The 22,264-nt window shown below is 69.5% G+C and carries 18 protein-coding genes, 1 tRNA gene and 1 pseudogene; 9 read left to right on the top strand and 11 right to left on the bottom strand.

Annotated elements, in window-relative coordinates; genetic code table 11:
* Nucleotides 1-79 precede the first annotated feature (79 nt).
* The 4 genes from der (at nt 80) to B6G06_RS04645 (ending at nt 5,606) form a co-directional block, all read left to right on the top strand.
* Nucleotides 80-2,263 (top strand): bifunctional cytidylate kinase/GTPase Der, encoded by a 2,184-nt coding sequence (gene der, locus B6G06_RS04660; RefSeq protein WP_081171200.1) that lies wholly within the window; start codon nt 80-82, stop codon nt 2,261-2,263.
* 222 nt (nt 2,264-2,485) lie between these two features.
* Nucleotides 2,486-4,141: a glucose-6-phosphate isomerase gene (gene pgi / locus B6G06_RS04655; protein ID WP_080462655.1), complete on the top strand. Its 1,656-nt coding sequence runs from the start codon at nt 2,486-2,488 to the stop codon at nt 4,139-4,141.
* A 104-nt stretch (nt 4,142-4,245) separates the two neighbouring features.
* A complete protein-coding gene (locus B6G06_RS04650) occupies nt 4,246-5,340 on the top strand; it encodes a ThiF family adenylyltransferase (RefSeq protein ID WP_240494104.1) in 1,095 nt (364 codons plus the stop codon).
* A 189-nt stretch (nt 5,341-5,529) separates the two neighbouring features.
* Nucleotides 5,530-5,606: transfer RNA gene (locus B6G06_RS04645), tRNA-Pro, on the top strand.
* Here the strand turns inward: B6G06_RS04645 and B6G06_RS04640 are convergent.
* Both B6G06_RS04640 and B6G06_RS10730 read right to left on the bottom strand, forming a co-directional pair.
* Entirely contained in the window at nt 5,569-6,540 is a 972-nt protein-coding gene (locus tag B6G06_RS04640) for a hypothetical protein (protein ID WP_240494103.1), read from the bottom strand. The genes B6G06_RS04645 and B6G06_RS04640 overlap by 38 nt on opposite strands.
* Nucleotides 6,541-6,598: 58 nt before the next feature.
* Nucleotides 6,599-6,763 (bottom strand): annotated as a pseudogene (locus B6G06_RS10730) (recombinase family protein); the annotation flags it as partial.
* Between the two features lie 581 nt (nt 6,764-7,344).
* On the opposite strand from B6G06_RS10730, the gene B6G06_RS04635 reads away from it, so the two are divergent.
* Complete coding sequence (locus B6G06_RS04635) at nt 7,345-7,941, top strand: ATP-dependent nuclease (RefSeq protein ID WP_081171196.1); 597 nt, start codon at nt 7,345-7,347, stop codon at nt 7,939-7,941.
* Nucleotides 7,942-8,628: 687 nt separating this feature from the next.
* Here B6G06_RS04635 and B6G06_RS04630 read toward each other — a convergent pair.
* Entirely contained in the window at nt 8,629-11,097 is a 2,469-nt protein-coding gene (locus tag B6G06_RS04630; protein WP_081171194.1) for a glycoside hydrolase family 31 protein, read from the bottom strand.
* Between the two features lie 13 nt (nt 11,098-11,110).
* A complete protein-coding gene (locus B6G06_RS04625; protein ID WP_080462650.1) occupies nt 11,111-11,347 on the bottom strand; it encodes a hypothetical protein in 237 nt (78 codons plus the stop codon).
* A gap of 134 nt (nt 11,348-11,481) precedes the next feature.
* Between B6G06_RS04625 and B6G06_RS04620 the strand changes: the two genes are divergently transcribed.
* The 4 genes from B6G06_RS04620 (at nt 11,482) to B6G06_RS04610 (ending at nt 15,105) form a co-directional block, all read left to right on the top strand.
* Nucleotides 11,482-12,192 (top strand): TetR family transcriptional regulator, encoded by a 711-nt coding sequence (locus tag B6G06_RS04620; protein ID WP_158082825.1) that lies wholly within the window; start codon nt 11,482-11,484, stop codon nt 12,190-12,192.
* Nucleotides 12,189-13,970: an MDR family MFS transporter gene (locus B6G06_RS04615; RefSeq protein ID WP_081171192.1), complete on the top strand. Its 1,782-nt coding sequence runs from the start codon at nt 12,189-12,191 to the stop codon at nt 13,968-13,970. Before B6G06_RS04620 ends, B6G06_RS04615 begins: the two co-directional genes overlap by 4 nt.
* A 146-nt stretch (nt 13,971-14,116) precedes the next feature.
* Nucleotides 14,117-14,224 (top strand): type II toxin-antitoxin system VapC family toxin, encoded by a 108-nt coding sequence (locus tag B6G06_RS10625; RefSeq protein WP_164505198.1) that lies wholly within the window; start codon nt 14,117-14,119, stop codon nt 14,222-14,224.
* Between the two features lie 8 nt (nt 14,225-14,232).
* Nucleotides 14,233-15,105 (top strand): HAD-IIB family hydrolase, encoded by an 873-nt coding sequence (locus B6G06_RS04610; RefSeq protein WP_081172210.1) that lies wholly within the window; start codon nt 14,233-14,235, stop codon nt 15,103-15,105.
* Nucleotides 15,106-15,147: 42 nt separating this feature from the next.
* On the opposite strand, the gene B6G06_RS04605 is transcribed toward B6G06_RS04610, so the two are convergent.
* The 7 genes from B6G06_RS04605 to zwf form a co-directional block, all read right to left on the bottom strand.
* A complete protein-coding gene (locus B6G06_RS04605) occupies nt 15,148-16,206 on the bottom strand; it encodes an alpha/beta hydrolase (RefSeq protein WP_229657918.1) in 1,059 nt (352 codons plus the stop codon).
* A gap of 1 nt (nt 16,207) precedes the next feature.
* The gene (locus tag B6G06_RS04600) at nt 16,208-16,633 is read right to left on the bottom strand and encodes an RNA-binding S4 domain-containing protein (protein WP_229657934.1); all 426 of its coding nucleotides are present in this window, start codon (nt 16,631-16,633) and stop codon (nt 16,208-16,210) included.
* Nucleotides 16,634-16,760: 127 nt separating this feature from the next.
* Nucleotides 16,761-17,807, bottom strand: a complete 1,047-nt coding sequence (locus B6G06_RS04595) for an HNH endonuclease family protein (protein ID WP_081171190.1) — start codon at nt 17,805-17,807, stop codon at nt 16,761-16,763.
* A 79-nt stretch (nt 17,808-17,886) separates the two neighbouring features.
* On the bottom strand, nt 17,887-18,810 hold the full coding sequence (locus B6G06_RS04590) for an aldo/keto reductase (RefSeq protein WP_081171188.1): 924 nt from the start codon (nt 18,808-18,810) through the stop codon (nt 17,887-17,889).
* Between the two features lie 44 nt (nt 18,811-18,854).
* Nucleotides 18,855-19,652, bottom strand: a complete 798-nt coding sequence (pgl, locus tag B6G06_RS04585; protein ID WP_081171186.1) for a 6-phosphogluconolactonase — start codon at nt 19,650-19,652, stop codon at nt 18,855-18,857.
* Nucleotides 19,649-20,650 (bottom strand): glucose-6-phosphate dehydrogenase assembly protein OpcA, encoded by a 1,002-nt coding sequence (locus tag B6G06_RS04580; protein WP_080462643.1) that lies wholly within the window; start codon nt 20,648-20,650, stop codon nt 19,649-19,651. Before B6G06_RS04580 ends, pgl begins: the two co-directional genes overlap by 4 nt.
* Nucleotides 20,647-22,218, bottom strand: a complete 1,572-nt coding sequence (gene zwf, locus B6G06_RS04575; protein ID WP_080462642.1) for a glucose-6-phosphate dehydrogenase — start codon at nt 22,216-22,218, stop codon at nt 20,647-20,649. Before zwf ends, B6G06_RS04580 begins: the two co-directional genes overlap by 4 nt.
* Between the last annotated feature and the right edge of the window lie 46 nt (nt 22,219-22,264).

Below are 22,264 nucleotides of genomic sequence, written 5' to 3'. Positions count from 1 at the left end.
TTTGGCGCGGGCGCGGGGGAATGTGGGACGCTTGACCGGTTGGGCGCGCTAGCGCATCGTGAGGAAGGGCCGGGAGCATATGGGAATCGTCGTCGCCATCGATGGGCCGAGCGGGTCGGGCAAGTCCACCGTCGCCAAGCGGGTCGCCGCCGCGCTGGGCCTCGCCTACCTCGACACCGGCGCCATGTACCGCGCCGCCGCCTGGTGGTGCGAGCGCACCGGCATCGACCTGACCGCCGACGAGGTGGACGCGGGAGCCGTCACCCGCGCCATCCTCACCATGCCCCTCGACATGGGCCTCGATCCCACGTCCCCGGGGGTGACCTGCGACGGCGTCGACATCGCCGAGGTCATCCGCGACCCGCATATCGCCTCCGTCGTCTCGAAGGTCGCCACCAACCTGGATGTGCGCGCCGAGCTGGCCCGCCTCCAGCGCGAGATCATTGCGGGCGAGTCCCGCGACGCCGTTGGTCTTCACCGCTCCTTCAGCGCGGGGGAGGGGATCGTCGCCGAGGGCCGCGATATCACCACCGTCATCGCCCCCGATGCCGATGTCCGCCTCCTGGTGACGGCCAGCGAGGAGGCCCGATTGGCCCGCCGCGCGGGCGACCTGAAGGCCGCGGGCAAGAGCGTGGACGCCGCGGCCCTGCGCGACCAGGTGGTGCGCCGCGACCGGGATGACGCCACCGTCTCCCAGTTCCTCACCGCCCCCGAGGGCGTCACCCTCGTGGACTCCTCCGACATGACGCTCGAGGAGACCGTCGAGCACGTCCTGGGCCTCATCGAGGCCGCCCGCGCCGAGGCCGCCGAGCGCGACCAGGATGATGAGCAGCGGGCCGACGCCCTGCGCGCCGGCCTGGAGGAGTACGAGCTCGAGGAGGAGGACGTCGCCCTCCTCGCCGGCGAGGAGGACCTCCCCTCCGGCGACGCCGCCTTCGGGGCGGGGCTACCGGTGCTCGCCGTGGTGGGTCGCCCGAACGTCGGCAAGTCCACGCTCGTCAACCGGGTTCTCGGGCGCCGCGAGGCCGTGGTGCAGGACAGGCCGGGCGTCACCCGCGACCGCGTCTCCTATCCCGCCGAGTGGGCCGGCCGCCGCTTCACCATCGTGGACACGGGCGGTTGGGAGGTCGACGTCGAGGGCCTTGAGGCCTCCGTCGCCTCCCAGGCTGAGGTGGCCGTGGAGCTCTCCGACGCCGTCCTGCTCGTCGTCGACGCGCAGGTGGGGATCACCGAGACCGACGCCCGGGTGGTCCGCCTCCTGCGGCGCAGTGGCAAGCCGGTCGTGCTGGCCGCCAACAAGGTGGACTCCCCGGCCCAGGAGGGCGACGCCGCGGCCCTGTGGAACCTGGGCCTGGGCGAGCCCTATGCCGTCTCGGCCCTCCACGGGCGCGGCAGCGGTGAGGTCCTCGATGCCTGCATGGAGGTCCTCCCGGAGGTCTCGGCCGTCGCCCCTGCCGCCCCTGAGGGGCGGATGCACCGCATCGCCCTCGTGGGGCGCCCGAACGTCGGCAAGTCCTCGCTGCTGAACTCCATCGCCGGGCAGGACCGCGTCGTCGTCAACGAGATGGCCGGCACCACCCGGGACCCGGTCGACGAGATCATCGAGCTCGACGGGCGCCAGTGGGTGTTCGTCGACACTGCGGGCATCCGCCGCCGCGTGCGCCAGTCGCGGGGCGCCGACTACTACGCCGTCCTGCGAACTCAGGGGGCCATTGAGAAGGCGGAGGTCGCCGTCGTCCTCCTGGACGCCTCCGAGCCGCTGACGGAGCAGGATGTGCGCGTCATCCAGCAGGCGGTTGACGCCGGGCGCGCGCTCGTGCTGGTCAATAACAAGTGGGACCTCGTGGACGAGGACCGCCAGAAAATGCTCCGGTGGGAGATCGAGCACGACCTCGCGCATGTGTCCTGGGCCCCGCACATCAACCTCGCCGCCGCCACCGGCTGGCACACGAACAGGCTCGTGCGCGCTCTCGATGCCGCCCTGGAGGGGTGGGGCACCCGCGTTCCCACCGGGCGGCTCAACTCATTCCTCGGCGAGCTCCAGGCCGCCACCCCGCACCCGCTGCGAGGCGGCAAGCAGCCCCGCATCCTCTTCGCCACTCAGGCGCAGGTGCGCCCGCCGCGCATCGTCATCTTCACCACCGGCTTCCTCGACGCCGGGTACCGGCGCTTCATCGAGCGCCGCCTGCGCGAGGAGTTCGGCTTCGTGGGCACCCCGATCCAGATCGGCGTGCGCGTGAGGGAGAAGCGCCGGCGGCGATGAGCATCGGGGCGCTCCGGCCGGGCCGATGACGAGGCAGCCGCCCTACAAACCAGACCAGTCCGATAGCCAGTAGCCAGTAGAGTCCAGCCGACGATGACCAGGAACAGGGTTGGGCTGTGCCGTCAATAGCGGGACCGTCTAGTCCGCCCGCACTGCGGGCCCGGCTGAATCCGACCCACCCGCGCCGCGACGCAGTCGTGCCTAACCGCTAGGCTTGTGCGCATGCAGACGCCTATTGATGCCACCGCAACGCCCGCCTGGTCCCGCCTCACCGAGCTGCACATCGGGATGCGCCCTGACCTGCGCGCCTGGTTCGCCCAGGACCCCGAGCGCGCCGAGCGCTTCACCTACCAGGTCGGGGACCTGACCATCGACCTGTCCAAGAACCTGCTGACCGACGATGTCCGTGACGCCCTCGTCGCTCTGGCCGAGCAGGTTGACGTGCCCGGGCGCCGTGACGCCATGTATGCCGGCGAGCGCATCAACGTCACCGAGGACCGCGCCGTCCTCCATACCGCGCTGCGCCGCCCGGCCGACGACGCGCTCATGGTCGACGGCCAGGACGTCGTCGGCGACGTCCACAGGGTCCTCGACCGCGTCTACGACTTCGCGCGCCGCGTGCGCTCCGGCCAGTGGGTCGGTGTGACCGGCAAGCGAATCGAGACGGTCGTCAACATCGGCATCGGCGGGTCCGACCTCGGCCCCGTCATGGTCTATGAGGCCCTCAAGCCCTACGTCCAGGACGGTCTGGAGTGCCGCTTCATCTCCAATATCGACCCCAACGACTGCGCGGAGAAGGTCAAGGGCCTCAACCCCGAGACCACCCTGTTCATCATCGCTTCCAAGACCTTCACCACCCTGGAGACCCTCACCAACGCGCGCATGGCCCGCGACTGGTTCCTCTCCGCCCTGGCCGAGCGCGGCATCGCCGCCGAAGGCGCCATCGCCAAGCACTTCGTGGCCGTCTCCACCGCCCTGGACAAGGTCGCCGAGTTCGGCATCGACCCCGATAACGCCTTCGGCTTCTGGAACTGGGTTGGTGGGCGCTACTCCGTGGACTCCGCCGTCGGCACCGTGCTCGCCGTCGCCATCGGCCCGGAGAACTTCGCGGATTTCCTGGCCGGCTTCCACGCCGTCGACGAGCACTTCGCCACCAAGGACCCGGCCGAGAACGCCCCCATGCTCATGGGCCTGCTCAACGTCTGGTACGTCAACTTCTTCCACGCCGCCTCCCACGCGGTGCTGCCCTACTCGCAGTACCTGCACCGCTTTCCCGCCTACCTCCAGCAGCTCACCATGGAGTCCAACGGCAAGTCCGTGCGCTGGGACGGATCCTCGGTCACCACCGAGACCGGCGAGGTCTTCTGGGGTGAGGCCGGGACCAATGGGCAGCACGCCTTCTACCAGCTCATCCACCAGGGCACCCAGCTCGTCCCCGCCGACTTCATCGCCGTGGCCAATCCCGCCCACCCGGTCACCGACGGCGGTGTCGACGTCCACGAGCTCTTCCTGTCCAACTACCTCGCCCAGACCGCCGCGCTCGCCTTCGGCAAGACCGCCGAGGAGGTGCGCGCCGAGGGCACGCCGGAGCCGATCGTCCCCGCCCGGGTCTTCGCCGGGAACAAGCCGACGACGTCGATCCTTGCCCCCGCGCTCACTCCGAGCGTCGTGGGCCAGCTCATCGCCCTCTACGAGCACATCACCTTCACCCAGGGCATCGTGTGGGGCATTGACTCCTTCGACCAGTGGGGCGTCGAGCTCGGTAAGAAGCTCGCCCTGGAGATCGCGCCGGCAGTCCAGGGAGACGCCGAGGCGCTGGCCGCGCAGGACCCCTCCACCCAGGCACTCATCCGCCGTTACCGGGAGCTGCGCCACTGAACGCCGCCACGCCCCCTCAGGATCGAGCCCCGTGGGCGCCCGTCATCAGTGACGAGCGCCTGCGAGCCCTGTCCGACGCCGAGCGCGTCCGATACTCGCGCAACATGCTCGTCCCCGAAGTCGGAGTCGCCGGCCAGCAGCGCATCCGGGCCGCCCGCGTCCTGCTCATCGGGGCGGGCGGCCTCGGCGCGCCCGCCGCGCTCTACCTCGCTGCCGCTGGAGTGGGGACGCTCGGGATCGTCGAGTTCGACGTCGTCGACGCCTCCAACCTCCAGCGCCAGATCATCCACACCACCGACGGCGTCGGCACCTCGAAAGCCCGCTCGGCGGCGTCGGCCATTACCGCGCTCAACCCCGACGTCGAGGTCATCCTCCACGAGGAGCGGCTCGACGCCGTCAATGCCCGGGGCCTCCTGGAGGGCTGGGACGTGGTGGTGGACGGCACCGACAACTTCCCCACCCGCTACCTCGTGGGCGACGCCTGCGCCCTGCTCGGCATCCCGCTCGTCCACGGCGCGGTCCTGCACTCGGCGGGCCAGGTAGGGGTCTTCGACGCCGCCCGGGGCCCCTGCCACCGCTGCCTCCACCCCGAGCCACCGCCACCGGGCTCCGTGCCGTCCTGCGCCCAGGCCGGTGTGCTCGGCGTCCTGCCGGGCATCATCGGGACCATGCAGGCCGCTGAGGTGCTCAAACTCATCATTGGGGGAGGCGAGCCCCTCATCGGCCGCCTCCTGCTCGTGGACGCCTGGGGCGCCGGCGTGCGCGAGGTGCCCGTGGCCAAGCGCCCCGACTGCCCCCTGTGCGGGCCGAGCCCCACCATCACGAGCCTTGAAGCGGTGGAGGACACCTGCGCCGCGCCTGAACCAGGAGGAGGGGACGAGGGGACCATGAGCACCATCACCGCATCCGAGCTGCGCACCCGTATCGCGGCGGGGGAGAAGCCCGGTGGGGCCTACACCCTCCTGGACGTGCGCGAGGCCGATGAGATCGCCGCCATGCCCCTGGAGGGGGCGGTCCACATCCCGCTGGGGGAGGTGACCGAGCGCGCCGGGGAGCTGGACGCCGGTAAGGAGACGGTCGTGACCTGCCAGGGCGGCGCCCGCTCCAAGAAGGCCATCGAGGCCCTCCAGGCCGCCGGATACGCGGGAGCGCTGACCAACCTCGAGGGCGGCGCCCGCGCCTGGTATGAGAGCGCCTGAGGCACTCGCGCGGGCCGGTTGCGGCTGGATCGTGACGCGGCGGCTTCGGCTGACTCCACCATCATCCCTGTCGTGACCGGCGTCACCGCGCGCCGGTTTCGCCTGCGGGGCCACGGTGGGCTAAGGTTCTACACGTTCCGAGCGGACCCGAGCGGCGGAGGTGAATCCAGTCGCAGGGACGTGGGGCAACGGGCTGTGGCGCAGTTTGGTAGCGCACTTGACTGGGGGTCAAGGGGTCGTGGGTTCAAATCCCGCCAGCCCGACCATTAACCTCGCACTCAAACCCGCGTCATGGTTGACCCATGGCGCGGGTTTTTGCTTGTCTCGGGCTGCTTGAGGGGTCTTCTGGGTGGTTGCGGGCTTGGTCTGGCGGGTCGGATGGAGGTTCATGAGGTCGACTCCCAGGCCTGAGCCGTTCTCGTGCAGCCCCGCCTCTAGTCCCAGAATGCCCACCTCTTCAGCTCCCGCTTGCTCTTCAATTTGCTCTTCGACTGCCTCTTGCACCTCTTGCCCTTCGGCTCCCTCCTGCGTGTCCAGGGTGTCTGTGTCTGCGTTTGTATCTGTGTTTGTGTCGGTGTCTTTTTCTGTCCAGGTCAGGATGCTGTCGAAGGGTGGTTGGTGGGTGGCGGTGGTGGTCAGGTGACTGGCGTCTTGGTTTGTGGTGATGTAGATCTTGTCGAACAGGGTTTGGTTGAGCAGGCAGCGTAGGTGGTCGGGTGCGCCGTGGTAGGCGGTGGCGGCGTGCTGGGCCAGGTCGAGGGCTTGGCGGATGAGGTGCTGAGTGTCGGTCAGGTCTTGGCTCAGGGCGGCTTGTCTGCGTTGGATGGTGGTCAGCTCGCGGGTGATGCGGGTCTGCTCGGTTTTGAGGGTGTCCAGGTCGATGGCGTCGGCGTAGTGGGCTTGGAGCAGCTTGTGGCGTTGGCGTCCCAGTTGCCGGCGGTGGGTGGTGTAGTCCTGGAGCTGCTCGGTGGTTTGTTGGGTCAGGCTGGTCAGTTGGTGTTGCAGGGCGCTTTGGAGTTGTTGGCGTCTGGTGGGGTCGAGGTGGATGCGGTCGTAGAGTCGGCTGGCTGCTTGCTCGATGTCGGTGACCAGGGTGGCGTGGAAGGTGCAGTCGGGTTGTTTCTTGGAGTGGCGGCCCAGGCAGGCGTAGTAGGGGTAGGCGGTGGTCTTGGGCTTGGCGGGGCGCTTGGCTGCGGGCACGCTGGTCAGGCCGCGGGCTGCCAGCTCGTCGGCCCAGGGCGGTGTCGTCGTAGCGGTTGCGCACCAGGCGGTCGAGCGTGTGCACGATGATGTAGTCGATGCCCCGCCCGGCGGCCGCCTCTTCGTCGAGGTAGCGCAGCATGTCCTGGAGGGCGGGTCGTCGGGTGGTGGTGGACACGCCGCCTTCGACGAACTCCTTGACGATGATCGCCCCGAGGCTCATCGCCTTGCGCTTGTTAGGGGCTCGTTGGGGCAGCCAAGAGACAGGCCTTCGCTGAAGTCCTCGGCTGTACACCGCACCTACATGGGTGGCGTGAGGAGAGCGCAACCTGACATTGAGCGCATCGCCGAGGCGATCGGCATTGAGGCTGATGAGCGGTGAGGACGTAGGCCTGAGGCTCGTGGCCGAACCGTGATCTACGGTGCCTGCTGGACATCACCTGACTTCTCACTGGCCATCCTAGACTCACGCTATGCCGTGCCATGCAGGGTACTTCGAATGGGGCGATGCCGACCTCACACCTGGACAGATTGCCGCCATGGCCGCCTACACTACAGCCAGGAACAGCTGCGGCTGGTCGAGCAAGCCCGGATCGTCGATGCCGGCAACCTCGACGATGCTCGCCGGCAACTGGCACCCATCCCACAGAAGCAGCTCAGCGGTTGCGTAGCGATCACTGAGAGTAAGTTGCAGGCGGCGTAGATAATACGGAGTTGAGCAAGATATAGTGGAAAGCACTTCAGGAAGCCCATGAGGCAGCATTTTCGACGGACGACGACTCCTTTGCATCACTGACCAAGAATATGACGAGCCAGGTCGAGGCTCGTGTGAAAGAGCAGTACGGCCAAGCTGAGATCCGGCTAGATTTTACTCTCCCTGAAGCGACTACATTCATCAAAGGCGGGCGACTGCTCGTTAAGGACGGAAGCTACGAAACCCCTCTGTCCGACAAGGGTACAGGCATGCAACGCGCAGTGACCTTGGCGCTGATCAAAGTCTACTCACAACTGCAACATGAGGCAAAAGAGCATGCGCCGTTGACACTTCTTCTGGATGAGCCTGAAACCTGGCTTCATCCTCGCGCGCAACTCCAGTTGAGTGAGGCTTTGGTAAGAATTGCGGAGAATGAACAATTGTTTCTCATCACGCACTCGCCCTATATGCTGCGCTCATACAGGCCCGAAGGTCATCGCCTTCTTGTATTTTCTCGCGGTGGTGATGCCCCAAAAATTCATGACTCCAATGATCTCGGAGTATTGAGTGGGGGATATCCTTCCTGGGGAGAAATCACCTATTTCGCTTTCGGAATTCCATCTCCTGAGTTCCATGACGAATTGTGGGGAGAAGCGTATAGGCTCGCTGGTTGTGGGAGTGCAAAAAAAAATTCGATTCCTTCTTGAAGGATGCTCACCATCTTCGATCCAGTAAAACATGGCGGCGCGATGATATTCAAGCCTGCGAACCAGAGGATGTAACGCTTCCGTACTACATACGAAATTCTATCCATCATCCTGAGAATAGCTGCAATGCCCCCTACAAGCAACATGAACTGCAGGAATCTACCGAAATGCTCTTGGAGGTACTCCAAACACTGAGGAAGACCAACAGTGCGTCAGGTGTTGCCGTCAACAAGTGAAGAGACCTGTCTTCGCAGGGTATGGGCTGCAGAAGAGCGTCATTTATGGAAGCCCACCCGCTCAGTGCTCACGGAATCCTGCCACGAACCTGTCCCTTCACCAGCCTCCACATCCTCCTGGCTCGCACCACCACTGCCATGACATACCGCTACGCCTCCTCCCAATATTTTGAGTGGTGGGGCGAGAGAGCGGCTGACAGACGAATACCCCTCACCCGCACAGCGAGTTCGTAGCGCGGATTCTCGCGGTTTCATGGACCGAATCGCTGTTGCGGGAGTCCTCATGAGCACCGCAGGCCCTCCGAAGCACCTCGCAAGCGCTGATGGCGCCTGTGGCGGAGTGCTCCATCAGCGCTTACGGGCGACCCTGGACGGTTCGGGAGACGGTTTCAACGATCAAGCGGCCGCCCGGCCCAACGAAGCATCGCCGGGCCGCCACGCCCAGCGGGCCTCAGGCGACCTCGGCGACCGCGGCCAGCACGGCGTCGGGGACTCCCACGGCGCGCAGGCCGCCGAGCAGCGCCCCGCCGGTCGCCCCCGACCGGACAACGGCCCAGGCGCGATCCTTCACCGCATAGTCGATCTCCACCGGCTCGAGGATCGAGAACACCTCATCGGCCAGAACCGGCGGCGCGCTCCGCAGCCCCTCCAGCTCCACCACCACGCCGTCGGCTGGGAGAACCTCTCCCAGCTCGATGTCGAGCCCTGCGCCCAGCGTGAGGCCATCGGCGCGCCGACCGCGCACCTCCAGCACCCGCCCATCCAGGGACGCGCGCACATCACCGCCAGCCGACAGGAGGCGCACGGTGATCTCCCGCGCCTCGGGCACCACGCCCCGCGGGCCCCTCTGGTCGATCTCCAGTCGCGCGCGCCCGGCATTCTCATCCCAGGTCAGGGCGAAGCGCGTGCGCACCACTCCATCCGGGCCGGGCTCGGGAGAGCCATCATCCTCCTCCAGGACGAACACGCCGTCGGCCCCCGGCACCACCACGACGTCGAGGCACCGGGGATTGGCGCCCGCGGCCTCGGCCAGGTCGCCGGCGAGCACGAGGAGGCTGCCCGCACGCGCCAGCACCGGCACCTGCTCCAGGCGCCGCGAGAGCGCGAGCTCAGCGCCGTCCTCGACCCCGACCGGGTAGCGGCGGCCGGTCGGCAGGTCGAACCAGGCCCCCTGGGGGAGCCAGGCGCTCTCCTGGGCGAGCCCGGTAGCGGCATCGGAGCGGTGAACCATGGGCACCACCAGGAGGTCGCCGAACAGGAACTCCGTGTGATGGGAGTAGGCCCCCGCGCACCACGGGTGGTCGTGGTAAAGCGGGCGGATCGGGGCGAGGCCGTCGGCCGCGGCGCGCCGGGCCCACGTGTACAGGCTCGGCACCAGCCGGTGGCGCAGACGCAGGTAGGCGTTCATCGTGGCGCGCGCATCACGGGAGTAGCGCCACGGCTCCTTGGAATTGAAGACCGACGCAGTGGAATGGAGGCGATTGATGGGGGAGAAGCAGCCCAGCTGCACCCAGCGCGCCATCATCTCGGAGTCCTTGACGCCGAACATGTGACCGCCGATGTCATTCGACCACCAGAAGTAGCCGATATTCGCCGCCCTCGCCGTGAACTCCGGCTGAAAGGCCAGAGAGTCCCAGCTGGCGACCGTGTCGCCGGAGAAGCCGATGGGCGTGCGATGGCTGGAGGCGTCCGCGAAGCGGGAGAAGGTGATGGGGCGGCGCCGTCCGCCCGGGCGCTCCCTGCCGGAATCCAGATAGTGGATGTGGTTGAGCATCCACAGGGGGTCGAGCCCCGGGATATCGGTGACTCCGCCCTGCTGCCAGTCGAGCCACCAGAAATCGACGCCCTCCTCCTCCAGCACATGGTGGGCGCGCTCCAGATAGGCGGCCACGAAGGCCTTGTCCGTGATGTTGAAGGGGATCTCCTCACCGGATTCGGGATCGCGGCCCAGATCCCGCATCATCGGGGCATAGGCGTCCTCATGGCGCCGGATGCCGGCCGCCGGGTGCAGGTTGAGGGTCACCTCCATGCCCCGCTCATGGAGCGCGGCGAGGAAGCGCGAGGGGGAGGGGAAGAGCTCGGTGTTCCAGGAGTAGCCGGTCCAGCCATTGCCGATGGCCGGGTCGATGTCCACCCAGTGCCAGTCCATGTCGAGCACCGCCACGGAAAAGGGCAGCTCCTCCGCGGCGAAGCGGTCCATGAGCGCGAGGTACTCCTCCTCGGAGTAGGGATGGTAGCGACTCCACCAGTTGCCCAGGAGCGCCCGGGGTACCAGCGGCGTCGGGCCAGTCAAGGCGAAGAAATCGCGCAGGGCGCCGCGGTAGTCCTGGCCGTAGCCGAAGAGGTAGAGGTCCTCTCCTCCCGGAGCGCCGTCCACGGGGCCAGCCCCCGGGCGCGGCCGCACCCACTGATCCTTCTGGAGGAGCAGGGAGCCGGAGTCGTCGATGACGGAGATGCCGTTGGTGGACAGCAGCCCCGTCCCCAGATCCACCCGGCCGTCGGCCTCGTCCAGGGTGCGGCGGGTGCCGCCGAGGTTCGTCGGGTAGCTCTCGTGGGGGTCCCATGCATCGCCGTGATGCCAGGTACCCCCGTGGAGGTTGAGGACGGCGGTGCGCAGGCTGACGCTCAGCCCGGAGCGGGAGAAGCCCCGCGAGGGCTGGTAGGTCAGGTGGAGGTGCTCGGTCAGGATCTCCAGGCGGTCATCGCCACGCACCACTCGGAAGGTCGGCGTGGGGCCCAGGTCCCGGGACAGGACGAGCTGGGTGGCGGCGTCGGTAAAAGCCCCATCAGGGGAGTATTCCATGCGGATGAGCCGATCGGTGATCACGGTGAAGCGGGCAGATCCCGCCGTCACGGCGGCGTCGGGACGGGCAGGGGCCATCCGCGGCTCGCTGGAGGCGGTGGACAGGGGAGAGGACATGATCGGCCTTCGACTACGACGGTGGCGGCGCCCGCAGGAGCGCCCGTGGGATCTCATCATCCATCACCAGGCGCCACCCGGGCAGTCGTCCCAGGATCGCCCGGATAGGGCGGGGCTCGTCGATGGCGTCCCAGTCCGCCGGGTAGGCGGCGGGGTGCAGCGCGGAGCCGGTATCCACGGTGGGAGGCTCGCCGGCGTCGGGGCGCGCCGACGCGAGGGTCCCCGCGTTCGCCCGGTACCCGGCCTCCATGGCGAGATGCCCGCCCGCCAATCGCCCACGGGGGCGAGAGAAGCCCCACCGCTCGCGTACAACCTGACAGTATGTGTTCATGCGCATATGTCTTGCGCTTGGTGCAAGGCTGCACTGAGTGCAATCATCGTGCTGTGAATCAGCCAGCCGCAATCGGCGCCTCCTCCGGTCCCGGGCTGCGCGCCGCTCGCGCGCGCCGCACCCGAGAGGCCATCCAGGCCAGCGCCCTGCGACTCGCCGCGGAGCGTGGATACGAGGCGACCACGGTGGAGGATGTGGCGGCGGACGCGGGGTGCTCCCGACGCACCGTCTTCAACTACTTCCCCACGAAGGCCGACCTCATCCTCCGGGCGCCCCAGGTCCCGCCCCAGGCCGAGATCGAGGCCTTCGTCGCCTCCAACGGCGAGCTCCTGGCCGATCTCCTTCAGCTGATCACCCACGCCGTGGCCCCCATGGCCAGCGACGCCGAGGAGTTTCAGCGGCTGCGCCTCGTGCTTCGCGATGCCCCGAGCATCGTCCCCGAGCTCCAGTCGCGCGTGCGCCTCGTGCATTCGGTCGTCCGCGCCGCCCTCGCCCGGCGCTTGGGGGCGGACCTTGGCTCTCCGCAGGTCATCGCGGCCGCCGCACTGGCCATCACGTTGTACAGGGCGGCCTTCGAGCTATGGTCCGGCGACGGCGGCGATCCCGGTACCGGCGCGCCCTGCGACGGGACGGCCCCCTCCTCCCGCTCATCGGCCGCGCCCGAGACCCTCGCCGAGGCGCTCGATCTCGTCACCGCCAGCCTCCGCGGCATCTTCGACAACCCCATGGCGCCAACCGCCGCCACGAGAAAGGACCACGCGTGACCAAGCGCGACACCGACGCACCCACCGCGCAGGCCGGGGCATCGCACACCGTCAGAGCCGCGGACGTCTTCACACCCGACCGCCGCTTCTGGGCCGTTTACGCCTCCCTGCTCGTCGTCATGTTCCTGTCCGCCCTCGACCAGACGATCGTCGGCACCGCGCTGCCCACCATCGTCGGCGACCTCGGCGGCGCCAGCCACATGGCGTGGATCATCACCGCCTACACCCTCGCCGTCACTGTGGCCATGCCGATCTACGGCAAGCTCGGCGACCTCGTGGGCCGCAAGACCCTCTTCTTGATCGCCATCGCCCTGTTCCTCGTCGGCTCGGCGCTGTGCGGCACCGCCGACTCCATGACGGCACTCATCGCCTGGCGGGCCCTCCAGGGATTGGGCGGAGGCGGCCTCATGATCTCCTCCCAGGCCATCACCGGGGACCTCATCCCGCCGCGCGTTCGCGGCACCTACATGGCCCCCATGGGCGCCATGTTCGGCATCGCCTCCATCCTCGGCCCCATCGTCGGCGGCTGGCTGACGGACTCCGTCTCCTGGCACTGGGTCTTCTGGGTGAACCTGCCGCTGGGCGTCGTCGCCTGGATCGCCGTGTGGGCGGTCCTCAAGCTTCCGGTCCACAAACTCCGGGCCACGATCGACTGGGCCGGGCTGTGCCTGATGAATCTCGGGGCCGTGCTCATCGTCCTCGTGGCCACCTTCGGCGGCAACCAGCTCGACTGGACCAGCCCAGCGCTCATCGCCATGATCGTCGTCGGCACACTGGCCTGGCTCGTCCTGCCCCTGGTCGAGAAGCGCGCGGCCGAGCCGATCCTGCCCATGACGGTCCTGATGAACCGCACCTTCATCCTCTCCACCATTCAGGGGATGCTGGCCATGGGCGGCATGATCGGCGCCAGCCTCTACCTGCCGACCTTCCTCCAGATGAGCTACGGCTACTCCGCGACCGCCTCCGGCCTCCTCCTGGTCCCCATGACGGCGGGGATGCTGCTCGCCGGGATCGGCTCGGGCATCCTCGTCACCCGCACCGGGCGCTACCGGATCTACCTCATCATCGGACCTGTCATTGCCGGCGCGGCACTGCTGTGGATGAGCACTTTCAGCGCCTCCACCCCCGTGTGGATCATCTCCACCGCCGTCTTCGTCCTCGGCGCGGGGATCGGTCTGTTCTTCCAGCTGCTCGTCACATTGGTCCAGAACGACGTCGAGCCGCGCAACCTCGGTACGGCCACCAGTGGCAACAACTTCTTCCGCGAGGTCGCCGTCTCCCTGGGCTCCTCCCTCATCGGCGTGGCCTTCTCCAACAACCTGACCGATCAGCTCGGTGCCAACCTCATGGCCCTGGCCACGAGCGAGGACCCGCGGATCCAGGAGGCATTGCAGGGCTTCCACGGCGATGCCGGCTCCTCGCTCACGCCGGCACTCGTCAACCAGCTCCCGGACGCTCTCCGCACGGCGATCACCAACGCCTACGCCGACGCGCTCACCCCGATCTTCCTGCTCATGGTGCCCGTCTTCGGCCTGGCCATGCTCATCGGGTTCTTCTACGAGGACGTCCCGCTCTCGCGCCAGTCCGCCCTCGAGCAGGTCGCCCAGGCCGAGAGCGCCAGTGCCGAGAATGCTGGGAACGACGGCGAGCCGGGCGATGCCGACGACGCCGCCGGGAACCGAGTGCCGGAGGATGCCGCATCCCGGAAGGCGTCAAGTCTGCCCTCCGAGAGCACGGGAGTCGGGCGCTCGGCTGGTCGCAGTGCCCCAATGCCCTGAATCGCATCAAGTCTGACCCATTCAGCCTGGTCAGAACCATCACTGCCGAGTTGCCTGGTCCCATGACCACGATGAGCGTCCAGGATGCCAAGGCTCAATTCTCCTCGGCACTTCGGCGAGCCGATGCCCGAGGAGGAGCTCCTCCTATGGGAGTGATCTACCTCCTCGATACCCACGTGCTGCTCTGGCTCATCGGTCAGCCGTCACAGATCCCCGAGCACGGCTCCTGTCATGGTGAGGAGCCTCTGACATGATGGGCGCCGTGAAACGTGAACCACTCGACGCCCGTCTGTCCGCCGCCCTGCCCGATACCGTCGACCTCAGGCTCGTGGTCACCGACATGGACGGCACGCTCGTCGACGGCGAGGGACGCCTCCCCGCGGGACTCGACGACGCCGTCGCCGAGATGCGCGAGCGCGGAGTCCTCTTCGCCCCGGCCTCCGGTCGGCAGATGGCCAACCTCCGCGCCGTGCTGGGCACGGCCGTCGACGACTCGCCCCTCATCGCGGAGAACGGCTCCTTCGTCGTGCACGACGGCGTCGAGATCCACTCCGCGACCATCAGCCCTGACGAGGCTCGCGCCGCCATCACCGCCGTCCACCGCCTCGTCTCCGAGGGGCACGATCTCGGGGCGGTCGTGGCATGTAAGGAGCGCGCCTACACCGAGAGGGATGATGTCCTCTTCTCCGCCCAGATCGGGCACTACTACACCGCCCACCGCAGCGTTGAGGACCTCCTGGCCCTCCCGCTGGACACCGTTCTCAAGGTCGCCGTGTTCGACTTCGACGACGTCGAGAGCGGCACTGCCGAAGCGATGCGCGCGGCCGTTCCCACCGTCCAGACCGTCGTCTCCGGCAAGCACTGGGTGGACCTCATGTCCCACGGCGCGGACAAGGGGCGCGCCGTCAGCGCCATCCAGGACCGTCTGGGCATCACCCCCGCCCAGACCGCAGTCTTCGGCGACTACCTCAATGACCTAGGGCTCTACGACTACTCCGAGTTGTCCTTCGCCATGGCCAACGCCCACCGCGGCATCCTGGCCGCTGCCGCCTACACGGCGCCGGCCAACACCGAGGACGGCGTGCTGCGCACCGTCGCCGCCCTCATGGCGCGGCTGCCCGCCGGCCGCGACTGAGCAGCTGCCCGAGCCCGTCAGCGGGATCGGTGAGGGCTCGCGTCAGGCTCCGCGCAGCGCCCGCCCGAGCGCATCGATGGACTCCGCCCGGAAGTCCCGCATCGAGCGGGCCCACTGGCAGATGTCCGCCCCGTGGTACATGCCCGGCTCCACGCGCAAGCGCACGGGCACGCCGCTGGCCTCCAGCCGGCCCGCGTAGTCGACGCACTCGTCGACGAAAAGGTCGAGGCCTCCCACACCGATCCACGCGGGGGCGAGGCCGGTCAGGTCCTCGCGGCGAGCCGCCGCCGCCCAGGGGCGATCCTCGGGCTCCCCGGAGGGATGCGAGAGATAGGCCTGCCAGCACTCCGCGTTCTGCCGGGCCGTCCATACGAAGTCGCCCCGCCCCGGGATGTCGACGCCGCCGACGCCGGTGCGGTCATCGAGCATGGGGTAGATGAGCATCTGAAAGGCCAGGTCGATCCCCTCATCGCGGCAGCGCTGAGCCAGCGCCGCCGCCAGTCCCCCGCCGGCGCTCGCCCCTCCCACCGCCACGCGGGAGGTGTCCACCGCCAGGGCCGGGGCGCTCATGCGCAGCCACCGCAGCGCACTCCGCACGTCGTCGATCGCCGCGGGGTAGGGGTGCTCGGGGGCGAGGCGATAGTCCACCGAGACCACGAGGATGCCGAGCTCGCGCGCGATGCGCGAGCACAGGGCGTGGTCCTGGGCGGGGGTGCCGGCGACGAGGCCACCGCCGTGGATCCAGATGAGCGCGCCGCTCGGCCCGCCCTCGCGCCGGGCGGAGGTCTCGTAGAGCCACAGGCGCAGGCTCCGCCCGCCCGAGTCGATGACCTGCTCGCGGCCCAGGCGACGGGGGAAGACCCGGGCCTGGCTGTTCAGCCGCATTATCCTGGTGGAGGAGTCGGGTGCGATGGGCCGGGGCTCGCCCGTTGGCCCGTGGCCGAGGACCAGCAGGGGAGCGCGCAGCTCCGAGGCGACGTCGTGGAAGGCCGGGCCCAGGTCCCGGCGCCGGGCGCTCACCGCCCCCGCAGCGACGCCGATCGCGGCAATACCGGCCAATGCCGCAGCACCCATCGACGGGCGCCCGCCGAGTCCCGGCATCTCAATCCTCCTCATCGAAAGCCCTAGCGAGCTTAGCATCCAATTCATCGGCGATCACCCGCTCGCCCCGCTCCACCGCAGCGCCTCCCATGAGTGCGTCGAGCCGACGGCGCTCCCGTTTCGTGGGGCGGCCCGCCCCGCGATCCCGGATGATCGCCGCCGGCGAGTCCAGGGGGGAGGGCCTGGGGGCGGAGAAGTCCTTGTAGGCAGTGCGGGCGATAGGCGCGCCGACCCGCTTGACGAGGATGCGGGTGACCAGCAGTCGGCGATCGAAACCATCCACCCGGTAGCGGATCTCGTCACCGACCTTGACCTGCTGGGCGGGCTTCGCCGTCTCCCCGTTGACGCGCACATGCCCTGCCCTGCAGGCGGCGGTCGCCGCCGACCGGGATTTGATCTGGCGCGTGCTCCACAGCCATACGTCCACGCGCGCGCCCGTGGGCCCGTCCGTGCCCGCGGCGTCCTCGACCGCCCGTTGCCGCGCCTGATCGAGGGATTCCCGCGCCCCGGAGCCATCGTCGGTTCTCACAGCGGCATCCTAGCCTCGGCGGGGCTCAGCCTCGACGCCGGCGGCGTGACGCCCGCCGAAGGGCTCGACGAGCCCGTGCCACGATCCCGGCGCCCAGCAGCAGCATCCCCGCGATGAGGAGCGCCCGGTAGCGGCCATCACTCAGGAGCGCCCCCGGCGCCCGGGTGATGGCGTCCCTCGTGGTCTCGATGATGCTGGGGGCGCCATCCCCGCCGTCCGAGCAGTCGGCGAGCGTGGAGCGCAGGGCCTGGCGATCCGCGTCCGGCAGGCCGAGCCGGTAGGCGGCGGCAACGCTCACGAAGCGCTGAGCGTAGGCGCACCGGAACGAGTCGTTGGGGGGCCACCAGCCGGGGGAGACAGCGGTGGACCACGTGCCGGTCTCCGTGGAGCCGATGGGGCAGGTGGCCGGGCCGCAGGCCCCCTTGGACTGGTTGGCCTTGCCCTCGACGGCCACGAGGTTGAGCGGGTCGTTGGCCACCAGCAGGCGAGTGCGGGCGTCCCACGCCCAGGCGCCATGGGCGTAGAGGTAGTTGAGCGGGACGACGTGGTCGATCTGGACGGCGTCGGACGTCGATTGCCCGCGCTGGAAGCTCACCGAGGCGCCGGTGTACGGGTCGTGGAGGACCCCACTCCACACCGTGGCGTCGGGGCAGACCGCCGCGCCCTGGCCCCCGCCGTCCTCACGGCCCTGCTGCCCATCCGCGCGGGAGAAGTCCGCGTGGGACAGGTCACGGGCGAGGATCTCATTGCGCGTGTCGCAGCCATCGCCGTCGACGTCCTCCCACGCCTTGCCGAACCAGCCGGTGCGGCTGCCGCCAGCGCTCCAGGACTCGACGGCGGGCTGATCAGCGGCGAGCGCGTCGAGCGCCGCGATCGCGGCGGCCGGATCGAGGACGGCGCTCCCCCGATCGTCCCAGGCGACACCGTCGAGCCATGCCTGGGCGTCGGGAGCGCCGACGGGCGTGGCGGGAGGCGACGGCTCCGACTCGGCGGTCGCGCCGATCGGGGCGACCGCCAGGGCCAGGGCGCACGCCGCCATGCCGAAGGGCAGGGCGTGGATGGGACGACGCATGGGCCGACCGTACGTCGCCGGGCCGGCACTTGAGCGCAGGCCTGTGGACAGTGCACGCCACAGGCCTGGATCCACAGGCTCAGGGCACGATGTGCCCGGCGGACCGGAACAGCTCGTACCACTGCGGCCGCGTGAGGACCAGGTCGGCGCCCGGTGCGCTGCGGCGGAGCCGCTCCGGGCTGGTCGTGCCCAGCACCACCTGGATCCGAGCCGGGTGGCGGGTGATCCACGCGGTGCCGATCGCCTCAGGGGATACCTGGTACTCGGCGGCCAGCCGGTCCACGACGTCGTTGAGCCCGGGGAAGCGGTCCCGGTCTCCGAGGAAGGGTCCTTCCCAGCCGGGCCCGCGCATCGGGGACCATGCCTGCACCGTCGTGGATGTCATCCGGCAGTAGTCGAGGATCCCACCGCTGCGGTCCACGGATTGCGCGTCGGCCATGTTGAGGGCCACACCCTCGGCGATGACGGGGGCGTGCGCGAGCGAGAGCTGGAGCTGGTTGGCCACGAGTGGTTGGGCGACGGATGCGCGCAGGAGCTCCATCTGCCCGCGGCTGTGGTTGGACACGCCGAAGGCGCGGACCTTGCCCGAGGCGGTCAGGGTGTCGAAGGCCTCCGCGACCTCATCGGGCTCCATGAGGGCATCGGGGCGGTGCAGGAGGAGGATGTCGAGGTAGTCGGTGCGCAGCGCCCTCAAGGACTCGTCCACCGAGGCCACGATGTGCTCCGCCGAGGCGTCGTAGTAGCCCTCGCGGATCCCGCACTTCGATTGGAGGATCACCTGCTCGCGCTCGGACGCGGACCAGCCCAGGGCCGTCCCGAAGCGCTCCTCGCAGGCGTGGTCGCCGCCGTAGATGTCGGCGTGGTCGAACATGGTCACGCCCTCGTCGAGGGCGGTGGAGATGAGCTCGCGGATCCGCGCGTCTTCGAGGTGCTTGATGCGCATGCACCCTAGGGCGATGGCGGGGACGAGCAGGTCGGAGCTGCCCAGGGCGACGGTTCTCATGTCCCGAGCCTACGGGTGGGAGGAGGTCTGCGCCACAGGAAGGACTACCGGTCTCGGGGATCGGCCGCGTCGTCGAGGAACCACAGGGTCCGCTCGCCCCGGGCGCAGGAGATCGGGGCGAGCGCGGCGTCGGGCGAGCCCAGGCCGGCGCGGGCGGCGTCGCGCTTGTCCTGCCCGAAGGCCAGGAGAACCACGAGCCGGGAGCGGTGGAGCGCCGGGAAGGTGAGGGTGGCGCGCTGGGGCGGGGGCTTGGGGGAGTCCTCGACGGCGGCCATGTCCCTCCCCGTGGTCAGCGCCACGGGATGGCCGGGGAAGAGGGAGCAGACGTGCCCATCGGGGCCCATGCCCAGGTGGATCGCGTCGAAGCGCCCGCCGACGGGGCCCGCGACGGCCAGGTCGCGCTCGAGCGCCTCCGTGGCGAGGCGGACGTCGGCGGCGGCCTCCGGCCCGGCCAGGCGGTGGATGTTCTCCTCGGGCACGCCGGCCTCCGCCAGGGGAGCGGCGAACAGGTCGTTGCGCTCGGCGTCGCCAGCGGGCACGAAGCGCTCATCGCCGAACCAGATGTGCAGCCCCCGCAGGTCCTGGGATGGGAACCCGGCCTCGGCGAGAGCGGTCGGCAGCGCGTGAGCGATGGCCCTGCCACCGGAGCCGCCGGTCAGTGCGAGATGAGCGGCGCCCCTGGCGGAGAGGCCCTCGGCGATGGCCGCGGCGATCGCGGCGCTCGCGCGCTCGGCGGCCTCCTCGCGGGTGGGTGCGATATCGACCATCGGGGCGGGCAGGCCAGCCGTCCGGGACTCGATGTCGTGGCGCGCGCCGGGGCGCGCGGAGGTGGGCTCGGTCATCGCGTGGCCTCCTGTGAGGGCTGGGGGTCCTGGGTCCGGGGGCTCTCGGCGAGGAAGGCCGCGAGGACCTCCCCGTAGAGGGGATCGGGGGACAGCCGGCGCAGCTCCTCGTCGAGGGTCGTCACGTCGCTGCGGCGGGTCATGGTGGCGATCTGCGGTTCGCGCCCATCAGGGCGGCAGACGCACACGCGGTCGGTGTCGATACGGGTGATCGTGATCTCGCCCTCCGGGGTGCGGGCCTGCACGGAGGCGATGCCCTTGAACCCCTCGACATCGCGGCGCTCCACAGGCACGCCCAGGCGGAGCCTCAGCCAGGAGGTCATGAGCGCCACGGAGGCGTTGCAGTGCTCTCCCTCGATGACCATCGAGGTCACGCCCGCGCCGCGCAGGGCGGGGGCCAGGGCGGAGGCCACCATGGCGCGCCACAGGGTGATGCGCGTCCACGCCAGGTCGATATCCCCGCGCCGCGAGCTCGGCGCCAGGCCGCGCAGGGCGGTCTCGGGCCGCTCGAGGGCCGGGGTATTGGTGATCCTCGCGGTGGCGAGGCGCCCCAGGGGATCGTCGGCGGGCACGCGCGGGCACTCATGGGGCCACCAGACGACCACGGGCGTGTCAGGCAGGAGGAAGGGGACGACGAGCGTGTCGATGTGGTCGGCGGCCTCGCCCCAGGGGCGCAGGACGATCGTCTCGCCCGCGCCGGCGTCATGGCCGGTGCGGATCTCGGCGTCGAGGTGCCCCCCGATGTCGGAGGCGACGTGGCCGTCCCGGCTGCGGGGCCCCGAGGGCTCCTGGGCTTCCCCTCGCTCGGGGACCACCGCGATGATGCGGCTGGGGTGATCCCGGCTGGCTCCGTGAGCAGCTTCGAGGGAGGCCTCGAGGTGCTCGGCGTCGCAGGTGATGAGCAGAGTCAGGACGTGGGAGTGCCCGTGGGCGCCCTCGTTGGCCAGGATCGCCGAGGTGATCCTGGCGGTGGTGGTGGCGGTGAGCGTGGTGATCATGAGCGCCTCCAGGCACGGCCCTCGCGGGCGAGCAGATCGTGTGCGTCCTCGGGTCCCCAGGAGCCGGGGCGGTAGTCCCGCGGCGGCCCGGAGGCCGACCAGTGCTCGATGACCGGGTCGAGGATCCTCCATGACAGGTCCACCTCCCGCTGGTGGGGAAACAGTGGGGCGTCCCCGAGGAGGGCATCGAGAATGAGGCGCTCGTAGGCCTCGGGGGACTCCTCGTTGAAGGCGGCGCCGTAGCCGAAGTCCATCGTCACGTCGCGCAGCTCCATCTGGGTACCGGGCACCTTGGAGGCCACCCGCAGGGTCACGCCCTCGTCGGGTTGGATGCGCAGCACGATGGTGTTGGCGCCGATACCGGCGGTCGCGGCGTCGTTGAAGGGCAGGAAGGGCGGCTGGCGGAAGACGATGGCAACCTCGGTGACCCGGCGGGCCAGGCGCTTGCCCGCGCGCAGGTAGAAGGGCACGCCCGCCCAGCGGCGGTTGGCGATCTCCAGGCGCAGCGCCGCGAAGGTCTCCGTGCGCGAGTCCGGCGCCACGCCGTCCTCCTCCAGGTAGCCCTTGACCGCGGTGCCGCCCTGGTAGCCGGGGGCGTAGCGGCCCCGGGAGGTCGTGGCGTCCAGGTCGAGGACGCCGTCGCGCTCCAGGCGCACCGAGGCCAGGACCTTCTCCTTCTCGGCCCGCACGGCGGCGGCATCCATCGAGGTCGGCTCCTCCATGGCCACCAGGGCCAGGAGTTGGAGGAGATGGTTCTGGATGACGTCGCGCGCCGAGCCGATGGTGTCGTAGTAGCCGGCCCGCGTGCCAATGCCGATGTCCTCGGCCATGGTGATCTGCACGTGATCCACATAGCGCTGATTCCACAGGGGCTCGAACATCGTGTTGGCGAAGCGCAGTGCCAGGATGTTCTGGACCGTCTCCTTGCCCAGGTAGTGGTCGACCCGGAAGACGTCATCGGGCCGTACGATGCGGCCGATGAGCTCGTCGAGCTCGCGCGCGGAGGCCCGGTCATGGCCGAAGGGCTTCTCGACGACCACGCGCCTCCAGGATCGCTCGTCGCGCTCCACCAGGCCGGAGCGGGCGATGCGCTCGGTGACGGCGGGGAACCAGCCCGGGGGGATCGACAGGTAGAAGGCCCGGTTGCCGGCCGTGCCGCGCGAGGCGTCGAGGTCCTCGACCACGCCGGTCAGGCGCTGGTAGGCGTCATCGTCCTCGAAGGAGGAGAAGGTGACGAAGCGCATCCCGGCCGCCAGCTGCTCCCAGGTGGTGCCGCGCCACGGGGTGCGGGCACCCGCGCGCGCCCACTTCTCGACGTAGTCGCGCATAGCGCCATCGTCCCAGTCGCGCCGGCCCACGCCCACCAGGGAGAAGCTGGGGAAGAGCAGGCCGCGGTTGGCCAAGTCGTAGATGGCCGGCAGCAGTTTGTTGCGCGCGAGATCGCCGGTGATGCCGAACATCACCAGGACGCAGGGGTCGGCGATCCTTGGGAGTCGCAGGTCACGACTATCGAGCAGTGCCGTCGCCGAGGGGGGACGGGACTGGGGCGGTGCTGTGGATGCTGGCACGGGTGCCTTCCTGGAGTGGTCTTGGCCGCAGGGCTCTGCGGCCGGC

It is taken from the genome of Actinomyces gaoshouyii, from assembly GCF_002076915.1.
GTDB classification, from domain to species: domain Bacteria; phylum Actinomycetota; class Actinomycetes; order Actinomycetales; family Actinomycetaceae; genus Actinomyces; species Actinomyces gaoshouyii.
Note: the sequence above shows the minus strand (reverse complement) of the source record. Positions and strands in the feature narration are given on the sequence as shown.

What these genes read in the sequence shown, in the direction of transcription:
- der (WP_081171200.1), top strand. Translation starts at nt 80, where the DNA reads ATGGGAATCGTCGTCGCCATCGATGGGCCGAGCGGGTCGGGCAAGTCC.
- pgi (WP_080462655.1), top strand. Translation starts at nt 2,486, where the DNA reads ATGCAGACGCCTATTGATGCCACCGCAACGCCCGCCTGGTCCCGCCTC.
- B6G06_RS04650 (WP_240494104.1), top strand. Translation starts at nt 4,246, where the DNA reads ATGCTCGTCCCCGAAGTCGGAGTCGCCGGCCAGCAGCGCATCCGGGCC.
- B6G06_RS04635 (WP_081171196.1), top strand. Translation starts at nt 7,345, where the DNA reads ATGACGAGCCAGGTCGAGGCTCGTGTGAAAGAGCAGTACGGCCAAGCT.
- B6G06_RS04630 (WP_081171194.1), bottom strand. Translation starts at nt 11,097, where the DNA reads ATGTCCTCTCCCCTGTCCACCGCCTCCAGCGAGCCGCGGATGGCCCCT.
- B6G06_RS04625 (WP_080462650.1), bottom strand. Translation starts at nt 11,347, where the DNA reads ATGGAGGCCGGGTACCGGGCGAACGCGGGGACCCTCGCGTCGGCGCGC.
- B6G06_RS10625 (WP_164505198.1), top strand. Translation starts at nt 14,117, where the DNA reads ATGGGAGTGATCTACCTCCTCGATACCCACGTGCTGCTCTGGCTCATC.
- B6G06_RS04605 (WP_229657918.1), bottom strand. Translation starts at nt 16,206, where the DNA reads ATGCCGGGACTCGGCGGGCGCCCGTCGATGGGTGCTGCGGCATTGGCC.
- B6G06_RS04595 (WP_081171190.1), bottom strand. Translation starts at nt 17,807, where the DNA reads ATGCGTCGTCCCATCCACGCCCTGCCCTTCGGCATGGCGGCGTGCGCC.
- B6G06_RS04590 (WP_081171188.1), bottom strand. Translation starts at nt 18,810, where the DNA reads ATGAGAACCGTCGCCCTGGGCAGCTCCGACCTGCTCGTCCCCGCCATC.
- pgl (WP_081171186.1), bottom strand. Translation starts at nt 19,652, where the DNA reads ATGACCGAGCCCACCTCCGCGCGCCCCGGCGCGCGCCACGACATCGAG.
- B6G06_RS04580 (WP_080462643.1), bottom strand. Translation starts at nt 20,650, where the DNA reads ATGATCACCACGCTCACCGCCACCACCACCGCCAGGATCACCTCGGCG.